Annotated in this window: 15 protein-coding genes and 2 pseudogenes; 5 read left to right on the top strand and 12 right to left on the bottom strand. The window is 71.9% G+C overall.

What is annotated here, in order from left to right; translation table 11 throughout:
- Nucleotides 1-17: 17 nt before the first annotated feature.
- Nucleotides 18-161, top strand: a pseudogene (locus E4622_RS02410) (DUF418 domain-containing protein); the annotation flags it as partial.
- On the opposite strand, the gene E4622_RS02405 reads toward E4622_RS02410, so the two are convergent.
- Nucleotides 145-1,398 (bottom strand): RNA polymerase sigma factor, encoded by a 1,254-nt coding sequence (locus E4622_RS02405; RefSeq protein ID WP_209021753.1) that lies wholly within the window; start codon nt 1,396-1,398, stop codon nt 145-147. The pseudogene E4622_RS02410 and the gene E4622_RS02405 overlap by 17 nt on opposite strands.
- Nucleotides 1,395-1,814 (bottom strand): YciI family protein, encoded by a 420-nt coding sequence (locus E4622_RS02400; protein WP_134738485.1) that lies wholly within the window; start codon nt 1,812-1,814, stop codon nt 1,395-1,397. The genes E4622_RS02405 and E4622_RS02400 overlap by 4 nt, the downstream gene beginning before the upstream one ends.
- 154 nt (nt 1,815-1,968) lie before the next feature.
- Between E4622_RS02400 and E4622_RS02395 the strand changes: the two genes are divergently transcribed.
- A complete protein-coding gene (locus E4622_RS02395; RefSeq protein ID WP_245155844.1) occupies nt 1,969-3,201 on the top strand; it encodes an MFS transporter in 1,233 nt (410 codons plus the stop codon).
- A 106-nt stretch (nt 3,202-3,307) separates the two neighbouring features.
- Nucleotides 3,308-4,114: a DinB family protein gene (locus tag E4622_RS02390; protein ID WP_134738484.1), complete on the top strand. Its 807-nt coding sequence runs from the start codon at nt 3,308-3,310 to the stop codon at nt 4,112-4,114.
- Between the two features lies 1 nt (nt 4,115).
- Here the strand turns inward: E4622_RS02390 and efeB are convergent, their stop codons facing one another.
- From efeB to E4622_RS02355, 7 genes are all read right to left on the bottom strand, one after another.
- The gene (efeB, locus tag E4622_RS02385) at nt 4,116-5,384 is read right to left on the bottom strand and encodes an iron uptake transporter deferrochelatase/peroxidase subunit (RefSeq protein WP_134738483.1); all 1,269 of its coding nucleotides are present in this window, start codon (nt 5,382-5,384) and stop codon (nt 4,116-4,118) included.
- 2 nt (nt 5,385-5,386) lie between these two features.
- Nucleotides 5,387-6,571 carry an iron uptake system protein EfeO gene (efeO, locus tag E4622_RS02380; RefSeq protein ID WP_209021752.1) on the bottom strand — a complete coding sequence of 395 codons (1,185 nt, stop codon included), beginning with the start codon at nt 6,569-6,571 and terminating at the stop codon, nt 5,387-5,389.
- Complete coding sequence (gene efeU / locus E4622_RS02375) at nt 6,568-7,446, bottom strand: iron uptake transporter permease EfeU (protein WP_134738482.1); 879 nt, start codon at nt 7,444-7,446, stop codon at nt 6,568-6,570. The genes efeO and efeU overlap by 4 nt, the downstream gene beginning before the upstream one ends.
- A 54-nt stretch (nt 7,447-7,500) precedes the next feature.
- Nucleotides 7,501-8,220 carry a DsbA family oxidoreductase gene (locus E4622_RS02370; protein ID WP_134738481.1) on the bottom strand — a complete coding sequence of 240 codons (720 nt, stop codon included), beginning with the start codon at nt 8,218-8,220 and terminating at the stop codon, nt 7,501-7,503.
- Between the two features lie 38 nt (nt 8,221-8,258).
- Entirely contained in the window at nt 8,259-9,353 is a 1,095-nt protein-coding gene (locus E4622_RS02365; protein ID WP_134738480.1) for a calcium-binding protein, read from the bottom strand.
- 131 nt (nt 9,354-9,484) lie between these two features.
- Entirely contained in the window at nt 9,485-10,738 is a 1,254-nt protein-coding gene (locus E4622_RS02360; RefSeq protein WP_134738479.1) for a calcium-binding protein, read from the bottom strand.
- The gene (locus E4622_RS02355; protein WP_134738478.1) at nt 10,732-11,787 is read right to left on the bottom strand and encodes a hypothetical protein; all 1,056 of its coding nucleotides are present in this window, start codon (nt 11,785-11,787) and stop codon (nt 10,732-10,734) included. The genes E4622_RS02360 and E4622_RS02355 overlap by 7 nt, the downstream gene beginning before the upstream one ends.
- 375 nt (nt 11,788-12,162) lie before the next feature.
- On the opposite strand from E4622_RS02355, the gene E4622_RS02350 reads away from it, so the two are divergent.
- Together E4622_RS02350 and E4622_RS02345 are read left to right on the top strand one after the other, a co-directional pair.
- On the top strand, nt 12,163-13,062 hold the full coding sequence (locus E4622_RS02350; protein WP_134738477.1) for an ATP-binding cassette domain-containing protein: 900 nt from the start codon (nt 12,163-12,165) through the stop codon (nt 13,060-13,062).
- Nucleotides 13,059-13,874 carry an ABC transporter permease subunit gene (locus E4622_RS02345; protein WP_134738476.1) on the top strand — a complete coding sequence of 272 codons (816 nt, stop codon included), beginning with the start codon at nt 13,059-13,061 and terminating at the stop codon, nt 13,872-13,874. The genes E4622_RS02350 and E4622_RS02345 overlap by 4 nt, the downstream gene beginning before the upstream one ends.
- A 90-nt stretch (nt 13,875-13,964) precedes the next feature.
- Here E4622_RS02345 and ilvC read toward each other — a convergent pair whose 3' ends face one another.
- The 3 genes and pseudogenes from ilvC to E4622_RS02330 form a co-directional block, all read right to left on the bottom strand.
- On the bottom strand, nt 13,965-14,993 hold the full coding sequence (ilvC, locus tag E4622_RS02340) for a ketol-acid reductoisomerase (protein ID WP_280633736.1): 1,029 nt from the start codon (nt 14,991-14,993) through the stop codon (nt 13,965-13,967).
- A gap of 54 nt (nt 14,994-15,047) precedes the next feature.
- Nucleotides 15,048-15,590, bottom strand: coding sequence for an acetolactate synthase small subunit (ilvN, locus tag E4622_RS02335; RefSeq protein WP_134738475.1), 543 nt, complete (start codon nt 15,588-15,590; stop codon nt 15,048-15,050).
- Nucleotides 15,590-17,344: pseudogene (locus E4622_RS02330) on the bottom strand (acetolactate synthase large subunit); the annotation flags it as partial. The gene ilvN and the pseudogene E4622_RS02330, both read right to left, overlap by 1 nt.
- Nucleotides 17,345-17,385: the final 41 nt, after the last annotated feature.

Below are 17,385 nucleotides of genomic sequence, written 5' to 3'. Positions count from 1 at the left end.
CTACCAGGCTCACGGTCACCACCACGGCGCTGCTCGCCGTCGCCACCTGGCTGGCGACCGTGCTGCTCGCCGACTGGATGCGGCGGACCGGCCGCCGCGGGCCGTTCGAGGTGCTCGTGCGCCGGGTCGCCTACGGACGGCTGCTCAGCCGAGCGCGCTGAGCTTGCGCGCGAGGAGATCACGCTCGCGGTCGTTGCGGCAGAGGTGCAGGGCGAGCCCGAGCTCGTCCCGCGCCTCCTCGCGCCGCCCGAGGCGGCTGAGCAGCTCGCCGCGCACGCTCGGCAGCAGGTGGGAGTCGGCGAGCCGGCCGGCCGCGACCAGCTCGTCGACGACGGCCAGGGCGGCCGCGGGGCCGGAGGCCATCGCCACGGCGACCGCGCGGTTGAGCTCGACGACGGGCGAGGGCGCGAGGCGCCCGAGGGCCTCGTAGAGCAGCACGACGCGGTCCCAGTCGGTGTCGGCGACCGAGCCCGCGACCGCGTGGCACTCGGCGATGGCAGCCTGGACGCCGTAGGCGCCGAGCCCGCGCCCCGCCTTGCCTGCCTGGGCCAGCGCCGCGCGCCCGCGGCGGATGGCCGAGCGGTCCCAGCGGCTGCGGTCCTGGTCCTCCAGCAGCACGGGAGCACCGTCGGGGCCGACGCGCGCGGGGAAGCGCGCCGCCGTGAGCTCCATGAGCGCCAGCAGCCCGTGAGTCTCGGGCTCGTCGAGGAGCAGCCGCGACAGGATCCGCGCGAGCCGGACGGCCTCCCCGGCGACGTCGGTGCGGATCAGGTCGCCGCCGTGGCTGGCGGTCGAGCCCTCGGTGAAGATCAGGTAGAGCACGCTCAGCACCGACCCCAGCCGGTCGCGACACTCCTCACGCCCGGGCACCTCGAAGCGCACCCGCGCCGCCGCCAGCGTCTTCTTCGCCCGCGTGATCCGCGCCTGAACCGTGGCGGTGGGCGCCAGGAAGGCGCGCGCGATCTCGTCGCTCGTGAGACCGCCCAGGACCCGCAGCGTCAGCGCCACCTGCGCCTCGCGCGACAGCACGGGGTGGCAGGAGATGAACATCAGGGCCAGCACGTCGTCGTCGATCCGGTCGGGGTCCCACAGCACGTCCGAGCCGCCGTCGCCCTCGTCGGCGTCACGCGCCAGGACGGCGTAGCGGTCGTCGAGCGCCGCGCGCCGGCGGAACGCGTCGATCGCGCGCCGCCGGCCGACGGTCAGCAGCCAGCCCGCCGGGTTGGCCGGTACGCCGTCGCGCGGCCAGCCGACGAGCGCCTCCGCGAGCGCCTCCTGGGCGAGGTCCTCGGCGAGCGCGAAGTCGCCCGTGAAGCGCGCGAGCGTGCCGACGATGCGCGCCGACTCGATGCGCCACACCGCCTCGACCGCCTCGCGGCCGCCCCCGCCGACGCTCACAGCTGGCCGGTCGACTCCCGCCAGGCGCGCTCCTTCTGCACCCACTTGTTGTCCTGCGGGAACTCGTCGATGCTCGGTACACGGCGGATCTCGGCCTTCATGCCAGGCCCGGCGAGCGGCGCGCGCTTGGCCCACTCCACGGCCTCCTGCTGGGAGGCGACGTCGAGGATCCAGAAGCCGCCGAACAGCTCCTTGGTCTCGCCGTAGGGCCCGTCGGTGACGACGGGCGGCTGCGAGGAGTAGTCGACGACCACGCCGAGCGAGGCGTCCTCGAGACCCTCGGCGGCCACCAGCACGCCGGCGTTGATCATCTCGTCGTTGAACGCGCCCATCGAGTCCAGGATCTCGCTGAAGTCGACGTCGGCGGCGGCCTCGAACGTCTGGTCGGTCGAGCGCATGATCAGCATGTACTTCATGGTGTTCTCCTCACGATGGCGGATCTCTGTCGGACCCTCTCACCCAGCAGTCGAACGGGCGAACGGCCGATCGACATCGGCCGTGAATTTCTTCTCCGGGTCTGCTTCGACGCCCTCCCGCTCGTCGTCTCAGCCGGGATGAAAGCGTGGTGGCGTGACGAGCCGCGCCGACCCGACCTCCTCGGGGCACCTGCCCGGCAGCGCGGGCTACCGCCGCGTCGTCGGCGCGCTGGTCGCCTCCGGCGTGGCGACGTTCGCGATGATCTACAGCACGCAGGCGCTGCTGCCCGAGCTCGTCGACGAGTTCGGGGTCTCCTCGGCGCAGAGCACGCTGTCGGTCTCGCTCACGACGATCGGCCTCGGCGTCACCCTCCTCGTCGCCGGCCCCTGGTCGGACGTGGTCGGCCGCACCCGGCTGATCCACCTGTCGCTGGCGGCCTCCACCGTCGTCGGCGTGGCGTGCGCGTTCGCCCCGAGCTGGCCCGCGCTGCTCGGCTTGCGGCTGCTGCAGGGCATCGCGCTCGCCGGGCTGCCGGCCGTCGCGACGGCCTACCTCCGCGAAGAGACGCACCCCTCCAGCCACGGCCGCGTGGCCGGGCTCTACATCGGGGGTACGGCGCTGGGCGGCATGGCCGGCCGGTTGGTGGCCGGCTCCGTGGGCGAGGCCGCCGGGTGGCGCTGGGGCCTCGGCGCCAACACCGCCGTCGGCCTGGTCTGCGCCCTCGTCGTGCTCGCTCTGCTCCCCCGCTCCCAGCACTTCAGCGCCGCCCCCACGGGCGCCGCCGCGCTGGTCCGGATGGCGCGGCGGGCGCTCTCCGACCCGGCGCTGCTCGCGCTCTACGCCATCGGCGGCTGCTCCTCGGGCGCGTTCGTCGCCGTGCTCAACACCCTCGGCTTCCGGCTGACCGGTCCGCCGTTCGACCTCGGTCTCGGCATCGCCAGCCTGGTCTTCCTCTCCTACTCGCTGGGCAGCCTCGGCTCCGCCTTGTCGGGCCGGCTGGCCGACCACTACGGGCGGCGCGCGGTGCTGCCGCTGGCCTGCGCGGTGGCCGTGGCCGGCGTGCTGCTCACGCTGCCGGCGTACCTGCCGCTGGTGCTGGTCGGGCTCGGCCTGCTGACGATCGGGTTCTTCGCCGTGCACGGCGTCGCCAGCGGCTGGGTGCCGGCGCGCGCCCACGCCGGCGGGGTCAGCAGCGGCCAGGCGGCCTCGCTCTACCTCTTCGCCTACTACCTCGGGTCGTCGGTCTTCGGCAGCCTGGGCGGCGCCGCCTGGACCGGAGCCGGCTGGCCGGGCGTCGTGACCCTGTCCACCGTGCTCCTCCTCGCCGCCGCCCTGCTGGCCCAGCGGCTGCGACGCACTCCGACGCTGCTGACGGGTCCGCGATGAGCCCGAAGCCCGTCGTTGGTTGAGGAGGTTGCGCAGCAACCGTCTCGAAACCACCACCGAGGTCGCAGGGGTTACCGGTGTCGGCGGCGCGGTCTAGCGTCCCGGCATGGCTGACTTCACCCACCAGGACATGAGCGGGACCCGCTTCGAGCGGGTCGACCTGAGCAACACGCGCTTCGAGCGCGTGCACCTCGAGCACGTCGAGATCATCTCCTCGGAGATGTACGACATGACCATCACCGGCACCGACCTGATCGGCGTGCGCATGCACGGGGTCGACATCGTTGACCTGGACATCAAGGGCGACATCGGCAAGCTGACCGTCAACGGCGTCGACGTGGCGCCGATGATCGAGGCCGAGCTGGACCGCCGCCATCCCGGGCGGGCCACGATGCGACCGACCGACCCGGCGGGCTTCCGCGAGGCATGGGACCTGCTGGAGGAGCTGTGGGACGGCACGGTGGAGCGGGCCCGACGGCTCGACCCGGCGCTGCTGCACGAGTCGGTCGACGACGAGTGGTCCTTCATCGAGACGCTGCGCCACCTCACCTTCGCCACCGACTCGTGGGTGGCCCGCGCCATCCAGGGCGACCCGTCGCCGTGGCACCCGCTCGGCCTGCCGTGGGACGAGATGGAGGACACCCCGGGCGTCCCCCGCGACCGTGGGGCGCGCCCGTCGCTCGACGAGGTCCTCGAGATCCGCCGCGACCGGCAGGCGATGGTCCGTCGCGTCTTCGACGACCTCACCGCGGAGCAGCTGGCCGGCGAGACCGAGCCCGTCGAGGCGATCGGCTGGCCGCCCCCGCGCAGCTTCCCGGTCGCCGAGTGCCTGCGGATCGTCCTCAACGAGGAGTGGGAGCACCGGCTCTACGCCGAGCGCGACCTCGCGGTGCTCGAGGGCAGGCAGTCGTGACCTAGGCGAACAGCGACTGCCCGACGTACTCCCCCGGCTTGGCTCCGGGCGGCACGGCGAACAGGGCCGACCCCGTGACCTTGAGGTACTCCATGAGCGCGTCGCTCTTGGCCATGGCGTTCTGGATCGGGATGAAGCCGGTGCGCGGGTCGCGGACGTAGGCGACGAAGAACAGCCCGGCGTTGAGCCCGCCGAGCGGGTCGCTGCCGTCGACGAAGTTGTAGCCGCGGCGCAGCATCCGGGCGCCGCCGTGCTGGTCGGGGTGGACGACCCGCACGTGCGCGTCGGCCGGGATGATCGGGCCCCCGCGACCCGGCATGGCGAAGTCGGGCGGGGTGAACTCCTCGCCGCCGGACAGCGGCGCGCCGGTGCCCTTGGTGCGGCCGACGAACTTCTCCTGGTCGCCGAGCGGCTGACGGTCCCAGACCTCGATCGTCATGTTGATGCGGCGGGCGACCAGGTAGGAGCCGCCCGCGAGCCAGGCTCCGGCGGTGTCGTCGTCCGGCCCCACCCACACGTGGTCCTCGAGAGCGGCGTCCTCCTCGGCCTTGACGTTGGCGGTGCCGTCCTTGAAGCCGAAGAGGTTGCGGGCGGTGTCCTGCGTCGTCGACGTGGACGACGTCCGGCCGAAGCCGAGCTGCGACCAGCGGACCGCGACCGTGCCGAAGCCGATCCGGATCAGGTTGCGCACGGCGTGGACGGCGACCTGCGGGTCGTCGGCGCAGGCCTGGATGCACAGGTCGCCGTAGGAGCGGGCGGGGTCCAGGTTGTCGGCCGGGAAGTGCGGCAGCGTCTGCAGCGCCTCGGGCTGCCGGTCGGCGAGCCCGAAGCGGTCGCGCCCCTCGGCGTCGCGGAAGAGCCCGGGCCCGAAGCCGAAGGTGATCGTGAGCCCGCTGGCGGGCAGGCCGATCGCCTCGCCGGTGTCGTCGGGCGGGAGGTCGAGGGAGCCCTCGACCGGTCCGATCTCGCCGGCGGCCTGGCCCTTGGTCATCCGCTCCGCGGCGACCGTCCAGGCCTGGAGCAGCTCGACGAGCTCCTCGCGCGAGTCGGTGACGACGTCGAGCGCCGCGAAGTGGAGGCGGTCCTGGGCCGGCGTGACGATGCCGGCCTGGTGCTCGCCCCGGAAGGCGTACGACGCCGCGCCGGCCGCCGCGGGCTGCATCGCCGCCGGCTCGTCGGCCGTCGCGCGGCCGGTCGCGAAGGCGCCGGCCACCCCGGCGGCGGCCACGCCACCGCCGAGGAGCCCGCGTCGGGAGACCCTGGGTGCCATGGTCAGGACAGGACCGCGGCCGTCAGGCGCGACAGCGGCTCGGAGAGCGCGTTGACCGCGTCGGAGAGCCCCTTGATGTCGTCGGGCGACAGCTCGTCGTAGTAGCGGAAGCCGTCGTCGGTGCGCTGGGCGTCCAGCAGCACCTGCAGCTCGTCGAAGCGGGTCTCGAGCTCGGTGGCCAGCTCGGGGTCCTTCTCCTCGAGCAGCGGCTTCACGCCGTCGAAGCCGACCTTGGCGCCGTCGACGTTGGCCTGGAAGTCCCACAGGTCGGTCCGGGACCAGTACTCCTCCTCGCCGGTGACCTTGCCCGTGGCGACCTCCTCGAGCAGGCCGCGCGAGCCGTTGGCGATCTGGTCGACGGTGAAGGTCAGGTCCTGGATCCGGCTGTCGAGGGTCTCGGTGTTCTTCAGCAGGTCGTCGGCGTAGAAGGTGCGGTCCTTCGGGCTCAGCTCGGCATACTTCTCCGCGCGTGCCGGCCACAGGTCCTTCTCGAGGAGGTGCCAGCCGGTCCACTTCTGGCCGGGCTCGAGGTCGGCCTCGCGGGCGTCCATCATCGGGTCGAGGTCGCCGAAGGACTCAGCGACGGTCTCGATGCGCTCCCAGTGGGTGCGGGCGTCGGCGTAGAGCGCGCGCGCCTCGTCGTCCTTGTCGCCGGCCTTGTAGAGGTCGACGAACTGGCGGGTCTTGACCAGCAGCTGGTCGGACTGGTCCTGCACGTAGGCGGCGTAGTTGGTCTGGGCCTCGTTGACGAGGGTCTCCTCGTCCTCGCTGACCTTGACGTCCTCGTCGGACTCGGTGACGGTGAAGTCGGAGCGGATGCCGTCGCCGGTCATGCCGGGCTTGCAGGCGGTGATGTACTTCCCGGCCGGCACGTCGGCGGTCAGCGGGCGGCTGATCGAGGGGCCGATGTTCTCGACCTCGGCGACGATGCGCAGGCCGTCCTCGGCGAGCAGGTAGAACTCGGTGACCTGCGAGCCGCTGTTGGTGACGTAGAAGGTGACGGTGCCGGCCGGCGCCTCGGTGGCGGAGACCTTGCAGGCGTCGTCGGAGGAGTCGACCGTCAGCGCCCGCGCGTCGCCGGCGCCGTCGCCCCCACCGCCGGAGGGTTCGGTGCTCTCGGTGCCGCAGGACGCGAGGACGGGCGCGGCGATCAGCAGGCCGGCGGCGATCCAGGAGAGACGCTTCACGGGTTACTTCCTTCGGGGACAGGGACGGGGCGGGACGGGGCAGCCGAACGCGGCCCCGTCGTACGGAAGAAGAGGTAGGAGACGGGGACGACGTAGGCGACCCACGCCATCGCCTCGAGCACGGTCGTGGCGGGTGAGAAGTTGAAGATGCCCTTGAGCAGGGTGCCGTACCAGGAGCCGGGCGGGATCGCGTGGCTGACGTCGAAGGCCAGGGTGTTGAGCCCGGGCAGGAACGCCGCCTCCTGCAGGTCGTGGACGCCGTAGGCGAGCACACCGGCGGCGACCACGATCAGGAACGCGCCGGTCCAGGTGAAGAAGCGCGAGAGGTTGATCGTGATGGCGCCGCGGTAGATGAGGTAGCCGAGCAGGACGGCGGTGAGGATGCCGGCCAGCGCCGCCAGCAGCGGCTCGGCGGTCTGCTGGGCGGTCGGCGCCAGGTCGCGACCGATCGCGGCCTGGGTGTTGGTCCACAGGATGAGCGCGGTCTCGAGGCCCTCGCGCCCGACCGCGAGGAACGCCACGACCACGAGCGACCAGGCGCGGCCCTCGGCGGCGACGTCGATGCGTCCTCGCAGCTCGCTGCCGATGGTGCGCGCGGCCCCGGCCATCCAGAAGATCATCCAGGTGACGAAGACGACCGCGACGAGCGAGAGCGAGCCCCCGATCAGCTCCTGGGTCTCGAAGGTGAACTTGCGCGACTGCAGGCCGAGGCCGAGGGTGATGGCGAGGCTGAGCAGCACCGCGGCGGCGACGCCGAGCCAGATCCGCGGCAGCAGGTGGCGTCGGTCGGTCTTCACCAGGTAGGCGACGAGGATGCTCACGACGAGCGCGGCCTCGAGCCCCTCGCGGAGACCGATCAGGTAGTTGCCCAGCACAAGGCGACAGCCTACGCGCCCACGCTTAGGCCTGCCTAACCTTGGTGACGTGTCCTAGATCGCGCAGCCGTCGGGGCCGCACACGGCGCCGTCGGCGCCTGCCGCCCCGGCCACGACCTCGATCGCCGGGTGGGTGTCGGCCCAGGCCCGCTCGAGCACCTCGGTGAACGCCTCGGCCGGCTGGGCGCCGGAGATGCCGTAGCGCTGGTCCACGACGAAGAACGGCACGCCGGTGGCGCCGTAGGCACGCGCCTGGGCGATGTCGGCGGCGACCGCGTCGGCGTACTCCTCGGAGGCGAGGACCGCGTCGACCCGCTCGGCGTCGAGACCGGCCTCGGTGGCCGCCGCGCGCAGGACGGCGTGGTCGCCGACGTCCTCCGCACGCGTGAAGTACGCCGCCAGCAGGCTCTCCTTGAGGTCGCGCTGCAGCGCGGGGCCGCCGGTCGCGAGCGCGAGGTGGAGCAGGCGGTGCGCGTCGATCGTGTTGGTGTGGACGGTATCGAAGAGCCGCAGCTCGAGCCCCTCCTGCGCGGCGGTGTCCATCAGTCCGGACATCATCGGCCGCATCTCCTCCACGCTGCGCCCGTACTTGCGCGCGATGCTCGGCAGCGTCAGCTCGGTGCCGTGGTGCGGCGCCGTCGGGTCCAGCTCGAAGGAGCGGTAGACGACCTCGACCTCGTCGGCGTGCTCGAAGTCGCCGAGCGCCGACTCCAGCCGGCGCTTGCCGACGTAGCACCAGGGACAGACGACGTCGGACCAGATCTCGATGCGCATGCCGGGTCAACGCGCGGACGCCGACCCGGCATTCCCGCTCAGCAGGAGCGACGGACCTCGGCCTCGCACCGGTCGCGGCCGGCGCCGCCCTCGGCCCGGTCCTGACCGTGCCGGCCGACGAGCACGTCACGCGACCCGCGACCCCTCATCAGATCGCCACCGCCCTCACCGACGAGCGTGTTGCGGCGGTCGTCGCCGATCAGCACGTCCCGGTAAGGAGTGCCGTAGACCTTCTCCACCCCGACGAACGAGACTCGGCCACCTCGCAGCCGCGCCCGACCGAGGTTCAGGTCCACCCGCACTCCCCGTCGATCGCGGGGACGCAGCGTGATCCCGTCCTGCCCTGCTCCTGCGTCGACACGGACGTCGCACGCCGCCGGAGACGTACAGGTGCGGCCCGCCTCGACGTACAGCTCGTCGTCACCGGGACCGCCGATCGCCACCGACCGTCGACCGTGGACCTGCACGCGGTCGCCCCCCTCGCCCCCCTCGGCACGACCCGTCAGGGTCAAGGTGTCCGCGCCGTCGGCGCCGTAGGCCACGTCCGGGGCGCCCCCGACGGCACCTGCGGAGGAACGGGTGCCGCCCACGAACGCGTCCCGGCCGCTCGAGCCGAGGAACGTGTCGGAGGACTGCGTCCCGACGTAGCGCTCGATGCCGCTGAACGTGTCGTGCCCCTCTCCGTCCGCCGTACCCTCCGCCACCGAGATGCGAACCCCCGTGGCGCCTCGGAAGACCAGCTCGGTGGAGCCGCGTCGGCCGACGACGGTGTCGTCCCCACCCCCGGGGCGCACCCGGACGACGTCGCCGGACCCCTTCCCCGTGGTCGCGTCGACGATCCGGTCGTCGCCCCCGCCCCCGCCGCCGGACCCGCCGCGGTCTCCGACGAAGACCAGCTGGTCGTCACCGGCGGCACCCAGGGCCACTGCGTAGCCGCCAGGACCGCCCGCCTCGATGCGGTCGTCGCCGTCACCGCCGCCGATGACGACGTAGGTCCCGTCTCCGGAGCAGATGACGTCGTCCCCGCCGAGGCCCTGGATCCTCAGGGCGAAGTGGCCCATGCCGTCGATGACGTCCGGACCGTCCGTCCCGAGGACCGTGCTGTTGCTCGCGGCGGCTCGGATGGTGACCACCTCGCCCTGGCAGAGACGAACTGCCGCACCGGCGGGCGCGGTTGCGGCCGCACCCACGCCCGCGGCAACTGCGCCCATGGCCAGCAACCCGACGGCCGCGGACACCACGCCTCTACGGCGCCTCCCGACGTTCAGCATCCCTCGCTCACCTCCGTCCGGCACCGGTCGCGGCCGGCGCCGCCGTAGGCGTGATCGCGGCCCCGGCCGCCGACCAGCAGGTCCCGACCGCGACCACCGGTGAGCGCGTCCGCGCCGCCTCGCCCCTGTAGGACGTCGTCGCCGTGGTCGCCGTGGAAGGAGTTGGGTCGCGCGTTGCCGACGAGGACGTCGCGATACTTGGTGCCGATCAGGTCCTCCACGCCCGCCAGCGCGACACGGCCCCGAGCCCCCATGCTGGCCCGCCCGGAGGTGAGGTCGACCCGTACGCTCTGGCGGCCCCCCGGCCGCAGGGTCATGCGGTCCACACCCGCACCACCGTCCGCGCGGAGACGGCACGCGGCCGTGCAGCTGCTCCCCGGAAAGAGTCTGAGGCTGTCGTTGCCGGGTCCTCCCCAAGCCGCGGCGGTCGGGCCGTACACCCGCAGGCGGTCGGACCCCTCGCCTCCCTCCGCGCGACCCACGAGCTCCAGCGAGTCGTAGCCACCGCCGCCGTACGCCAGGTCAGGGGCGCCGCTCGGCGCGAAGCTGCGGGTCCATGGCCCGCCGAGGAACGTGTCGTTGCTCTCCGACCCCACGAACGTGTCCGAGGCGACGGTCCCGACGAAGGCTTGGATCCCACTGAACGTGTCGTGCCCCTCGCCCTCCGCTCGGCCGTCTCCGACGGAGATGCGCACGCCTGTCGTCCCCCCGAAGACCAGATGGGTCGAGTCGGGATTCCCCACGACGGAGTCGTCCCCGGCCCCCGGAGTCACCGTGATGAAGCCGGACGAGGTGGTCGAGTCGACGAAGCGGTCGTCGCCTCCGCCTCCGCGGCCCTCGCCGTACCCGTCTCCGACGAAGACCAGCTCGTCGTTGCCGGCACCGCCGTCGGCCGCGTTGTCGGCCGCGTGCTGCACCGGGGACACCCTCATCTCGATCCGGTCGTCGCCGTCACCGCCGTAGATCGCCATAGGGCTCTCCGGTCCCGAGCAGACCACGTCGTCGCCGCCGAGACCGAGGATCGTCAGGTCACTGCGTCCGGCGCCGTCGATCACGTCCGGGCCCTCGGTCCCCCGCACCGTGCTGTCGTCAGCTGTGGCTTCGATCGTGACCGCCAGCCCCTGGCACTGCGCCGCGGCTGCCGTCGCGGACCCCGTCGGAGCCGCGGCCGCGAGCGCGAGGCCCGCGCCGGTCGTGGCGAGAAGCACGACGAGCTGTCGCCCCGTGCCCGAGCATCGGCTCAGCATGAGCGACGCACCTCCGCCTGGCACCGGTCACGGTCCTTCCCACCGTCGGCGTGGTCACGACCCTTTCCTCCGACAAGCACGTCTCGGCCCCGACCACCCGTGAGCGCGTCCCTGCCGCCTCGCCCCTCCAGGACATCGTCGTCGCCGGCTCCGAAGAGCCGGTTGGGCCCTGCGTTCCCGATGATCACGTCTCGATCACTGGTGCCGCTCACGTCCTCCACGCCCGCCAACGCGACGCGGCCACGAGTCCCCATGCTCGCCCTCCCGGAGGTGAGGTTGACCCGCACGCCCTGCCTGCCAGCCAGCCACAAGGTCAGTCGGTCCACCCCGGCGCCACCGTCCGCACGCAGCCGGCACGCGGCCGTACAGCTCACGGCAGTGAGCCTGAGGCTGTCCGAACCGGGCCCGCCCCAGGCCGCGGCGGTCGGACCGTACACCAGCAGGTGGTCGCGGCCTTCGCCTCCTCTCGCGCGACCGGCGAGCGTCAGGAAGTCGGGGCCGCCGCCGCCGTATGCCACGTCGGAGGTGCTGGTGGGCGAGGTGGCAACAGACCGTGGGTCGCCCAGGAACGAGTCGCTGCTCCCCGACCCCAAGAAGGTGTCTGGGCCTGCGGTCCCGACGAAGGCCCGGATGTCGCTGAACGTGTCGTGCCCCTCACCGTCCGCTTCACCCTCGGTGACCGAGATGCGCACCCCCGCCATGCCCCCGAAAGCCAGCGTGGTCGATCTGGACCCCACGACGGTGTCGTCCCCGGGCCCGGGAAGAACCGTGATGCCGCTGTGGTACCTGGCCGCGTCCACGATGCGGTCGTCGCCCTCGCCACCCCTGGCTTCTCCGGCCCCGTTACCGACGAAGACCAGCTGATCGTCGCCCTCACCGCCGTCGGCGGTGTTGTCGTCCGTGTGGTCGAAGCTGATCACCCTCATCTCGATCCGGTCGTCGCCGTCGCCGGCGAGGATCGCCAGGGGGGTCCCTCGTCCCGAGCAGATCACGTCGTCACCGCCGAGGCCCAGGATCATCAGGTCGCTGAATCCGGCACCGTCGATCACATCCGGGCCCTCAGTGCCCTGCACCGTGCTGTCGCTTGAGGTGGCCTTGATCGTGATCGGTCGCCCCTGGCACTGCGCCGCGGCACCGGCCGCAGACCCGGTCGGGGCGGCGGCCACGAGCGCGAGCCCGGAGAGGCTCAGCGTCAACAGGCCGGTCAGGGCGGACGTACGACGTGGTGATCGCATCAGGACTCCCGAGGGACGAGGCGGTGGGTGGGCTTCACACCACGACTACGCGTCTCGACCCCGATCGGGTTGTCATGTCGGGTGGTCTGGACAGGGACGACCCCGAGACGGCCTCGGGGTCGGGACCAGGGGGCGAGGGGGAGCCTTCCCCGATGTGCGCGAGGTGCCCTCGGCGCGAGGCTTCTCGACATGATCACCATCGACTCACTGACCAGGAAGTACGGCGGCTTCACCGCCGTCGACAACGTCACCTTCGAGGCCCGGACCGGTCGGGTCACCGGCTTCCTCGGCCCCAACGGCGCCGGCAAGTCCACCACCATGCGGGTCATGGTCGGGCTCACGCCGCCGACCTCCGGCTCCGCCCTCATCGCCGGCCGGCGCTACGCCGACCTGCCCAACCCGGGCCGCGAGGTGGGCGTCCTGCTCGACGCGTCGGCCCAGCACGCCGGCCGCACCGGCCGCGAGATCCTCGCCATCGCCCAGCAGACGATGGGCCTGCCGAAGTCCCGCGTCGACGAGATGCTCGAGGTCGTCAGCCTCACCGACAAGGAGGCGGGCCGCCGGGTGCGCAACTACTCCCTCGGGATGCGTCAGCGGCTCGGCATCGCCACCGCGCTGATCGGCGACCCGGAGGTGCTGATCCTCGACGAGCCCGCCAACGGCCTCGACCCCGCCGGCATCCGCTGGATGCGCGACCTGCTGCGCGGCTACGCCAACCGCGGCGGGACCGTGCTGCTGTCCTCGCACCTGCTGCACGAGATCGAGGTCGTCGCCGACGACATCGTCGTCATCGGCAACGGCCGCATCGTCGCCCAGGGCACCAAGACCGAGCTGCTCGAGTCGGCCGGCACGGTCGTGCGCAGCGACGACCTCCCCGCGCTGGTCCGGGCCCTGGAGGCCGCCGGGCTCAGCGGCTCGCCGTACGCCGACGGGGCGCTGCGCACCGACGCGGACGCCTCCACCATCGGCAAGGTCGCGCTCGCCGCCGGCGTCGCCCTCACCGAGCTCCGCGCCGCCGACGGCGCCGGGCTCGAGGAGATGTTCCTCGAGCTCACCGCAGACACCCAACGAGAAGGAGTAGCGGCATGAGTGCCGTCACCGCAGCGCCCAGCACCCTCGACCGACCGGTCGCCACCACCCGTCCCGTCCACCCGCCGATCCCGCTCTCGCGGGTGGCCGGCGTCGAGCTGCGCAAGATGTTCGACACCCGCTCCGGCTTCTGGCTCATGGCCAGCATCGCGATCACCGCGGTGCTCGCCACCGGCGCCGTGATCCTGTTCGCCCCCGACGACGAGCTCACCTACGAGACCTTCGCGACCGCGATCGGCTTCCCGATCGCCGTCATCCTGCCGATGGTCGCGATCCTGGCCGTCACCGGCGAGTGGAGCCAGCGCACCGGCCTCACGACGTTCACCCTGGTCCCGCACCGCCAGCGCGTGATCGGCGCCAAGCTGCTCGTCTCGGTCGGCATCGGCGTCGTGTCGATGCTGCTGGCCGGCGTCATCGGCGCCCTCGGCAACGTGCTCGGCACGGCCATCACCGGCACCGACCTGGTGTGGAACGTGTCGGCCACGGAGTTCGCCTACATCATCCTGGCCAACGTGCTCGGCATGCTGATCGGCTTCATGCTCGGTGTCCTGATCCGCAACTCACCGGGCGCCATCGTCGGCTACTTCGTCTACTCGTTCCTGCTGCCGACGCTCTCGATGCTCCTGGCCGACAGCGTGCAGTGGTTCCGCGACGCCCAGTCGTGGGTGGACTTCAACTTCGCCCAGGGCGCCCTCTTCGAGGGGCAGATGACCGGCGAGTCGTGGGCCCAGCTCGCGGTGGCCGGCACCGTCTGGCTCGTCATCCCGCTGGCCGTCGGGCTGGGCCTGGTGATGCGGTCCGAGGTCAAGTAGGGGTTTCGAGACGGGACTTCGTCCCTCCTCAACCCACGAAAAGACGCTGACCCGCCCGAAAGTCTCGGGCGGGTCAGCGTCATGTCACGGTCAGCGGGCGGAGGTGCCCTCGACGTAGTCGGAGTCGTGGCTCTTCACCCAGGCCATGAGCTTGCGTAGCTCGCGGCCGGTCTTCTCGATCGGGTGCGACTCGCCCTGCTCGCGGAACTTGGTGAACTCCGGCGAGCCGTTGTCCATGTCGGTGATGAAGCGCTCGGCGAACGTGCCGTTCTTGATGTCGGCGAGCACGTCCTCCATGTTCTTCTTCACGTCGGGCGTGATCACGCGCGGGCCGGAGACGTAGTCGCCGAACTCGGCGGTGTCGGAGACCGACCAGCGCTGCTTGGCGATGCCGCCCTCGTACATGAGGTCGACGATCAGCTTCAGCTCGTGCAGGCACTCGAAGTAGGCGACCTCGGGCTGGTAGCCGGCCTCGGTGAGGACCTCGAAGCCGTACTGCACCAGCTGCGAGGCGCCGCCGCAGAGGACCGCCTGCTCGCCGAACAGGTCGGTCTCGGTCTCCTCGGTGAAGGTGGTCTTGATGCCGCCGGCGCGCAGGCCGCCGATGCCCTTGGCGTAGCTCAGCGCGAGCGGCCAGGCGTTGCCCGACGCGTCCTTCTCGACGGCGACGAGCACGGGCACGCCGCGGCCGTCGACGTACTCGCGACGGACCAGGTGGCCGGGGCCCTTGGGGGCGACCATGAAGACGTCGACGCCCTCGGGAGGCGTGATGTAGCCGAAGCGGATGTTGAACCCGTGGCCGAACACCAGGGTGTCGCCCTCGGCGAGGTGCGGGGCGATCTCCTCGGCGTAGAGCTTGCGCTGGTGCTGGTCGGGAGCCAGGATCACGATCAGGTCGGACTCCTCGGCGGCCTCCGCCGGCGTCACGACGCGCAGGCCCTCGGCCTCGGCCTTGGCGCGGCTCTTGGATCCCGGCTGCAGCCCGACGCGGACGTCGACGCCCGAGTCGCGCAGCGACAGTGCGTGGGCGTGGCCCTGGCTGCCGTAGCCGATCACCGCCACGTTCTTGCCCTGGATCAGGGACAGGTCGGCGTCATCGTCGTAGAACATCTCAGCCACGTCGGGCTTCTCCTTCTGGTGGGGTCTTCACGTCGAAGACAGGGGGTACGGCGCTCAGCCCGCGGCGGGCGGGGCAGGCACGAGGACCGGGCGCAGGCTGCGCTCGGAGATGGAGCGGGAGCCGCGGCCGATGGCGACCTGGCCGGACTGCACGAGCTCGCGCACCCCGAAGGGGTCGAGCACGCGCAGGAAGTCGCCGATCTTGGCGGAGTTGCCGACCAGCTGGATGGTCACGGCGTCGCTGGCGACGTCGATGACCTTGGCGCGGAAGAGCTGGACGGTGTCGAGCACCTGGCCGCGGGTCTCGGCGGTGGCCGCGACCTTGACCAGGATCAGCTCGCGGTTGACCGAGGCGTCGGGGTCGAGCTCGACGATCTTGATGACCTCGACCAGCTTGTTGAGCTGCTTGGTCACCTGCTCGAGCGGGGACTCGTCGACGTTGACGACGATCGTCATCCGCGAGATCTCGGCGTGCTCGGTCGGCCCGACGGCCAGCGAGTCGATGTTGAAGCCGCGGCGGCTGAAGAGGCCCGCGATGCGGGCGAGCACGCCGGGCTTGTTCTCGACGAGCACCGACAGGGTGTGGGTGGCGGCCATCAGAGGTCGTCCTCCTCGAACTGGGGCGCCAGGTCGCGCGCGTACTTGATGTCGTCGTTGCTGGTGCCGGCGGCGACCATCGGCCACACCATCGCGTCGCGGTGGACGCGGAAGTCGACGACCACGGGCACGTCGTTGATCTCCATGGCCTTGTTGATGGTCGCGTCGACGTCCGAGGGGTCCTCGCACGCGAGGCCGACGCAGCCGTAGGCCTCGGCGAGCTTGACGAAGTCGGGGATCCGCTTGCTGTGGAGGTCGGTGTTGGAGTAGCGCTCGTTGTAGAAGAGCGTCTGCCACTGGCGCACCATGCCGAGCGACTCGTTGTTGATGATCGCGACCTTGATCGGGATGTCGTTGATCGCGCAGGTGGCCAGCTCCTGGTTGGTCATCTGGAAGCAGCCGTCGCCGTCGATGGCCCACACCGTCTGGTCAGGGCACCCGACCTTGGCGCCCATCGCACCCGGCACGGCGAAGCCCATCGTGCCGAGGCCGCCGGAGTTGATCCAGGTGCGCGGCTTCTCGTACTTCACGAACTGCGCGGCCCACATCTGGTGCTGGCCGACGCCGGAGGTGTAGATGGCGTCCTCGCCGGCGATCGCGCCGAGGCGCTCGATGACGTACTGCGGGGACAGCCCGCCGTCCGTCGGCTCGTCGTAGCCGAGCGGGTAGGTCCGCTTCACGCCGGCCAGGAACTCCACCCAGCCCTCGTAGTCGCCGGTGGTGCCGGCGTCGGCCTCGGCCTGGAGGGCGACGACCAGGTCGCCGATGACCTCGCGGACGTCGCCCACGATCGGGACGTCGGCGTGGCGGTTCTTGCCGATCTCGGCGGGGTCGATGTCGGCGTGGATCACCTTGGCGCCGGGGGCGAACGAGTCGAGGTTGCCGGTCACCCGGTCGTCGAAGCGGGCGCCGAGGCTGATGATCAGGTCGCTGCGCTGGAGCCCCGCGACCGCCGCGACGGTGCCGTGCATGCCGGGCATGCCGAGGTGCTGCGGGTGGCTGTCGGGGAACGCGCCGCGCGCCATCAGCGTGGTGACGACCGGCATGCCGGTGAGCTCGGCGAGCGCGCGCAGCTCCCGGGAGGCACCCGAGCGGATCGTGCCGCCGCCGACGTAGAGGACGGGACGGCGCGACTCCAGGATCAGCCGGGCGGCCTCGCGGATCTGCTTGGCGTGCGGCCGGGTGACGGGGCGGTAGCCGGGCAGGTGCAGCTCGGTGGGCCAGTCGTAGGTGGTCATCGCCTGCAGGGCCGACTTGGCGACGTCGACCAGCACCGGGCCCGGACGGCCGGTGGAGGCGATGTAGAAGGCCTCGGCGACGGTGCGCGGGATGTCGGCGGGGTCGGTCACCAGGAAGCTGTGCTTGGTGATCGGCATCGTGATGCCGCGGATGTCGGCCTCCTGGAAGGCGTCCGTGCCGATCGCGTTGGCGGCGACCTGCCCGGTGACGGCCACCATCGGGACCGAGTCCATGTGGGCGTCGGCGAGCGGGGTCACCAGGTTGGTCGCGCCGGGGCCGGACGTCGCCATGCACACGCCGACCTTGCCGGTGGCCGAGGCGTAGCCCTGGGCGGCGTGGCCCGCGCCCTGCTCGTGGCGCACCAGGATGTGGCGGATCGAGGAGTCCATGAGCGGGTCGTAGGCCGGGAGGATCGCGCCGCCGGGGATGCCGAAGATGTTCTCGGCGCCGGCCGCTTCCAGCGACTTGACCAGGCTCTGCGCGCCTGTCATGTGCTCGCTCATCAGGTGGTCTTCCTTACGTCTGGTCTGGCACTGCTAGCGATGTGGCCCCAACA

The sequence above is a fragment of the Nocardioides sp. 503 genome (assembly GCF_004522095.1).
Classification (GTDB): Bacteria; Actinomycetota; Actinomycetes; order Propionibacteriales; family Nocardioidaceae; genus Nocardioides.
The sequence above is the reverse complement of the archived record's forward strand: the minus strand, read 5'-3'. Positions and strand labels throughout refer to the sequence as shown.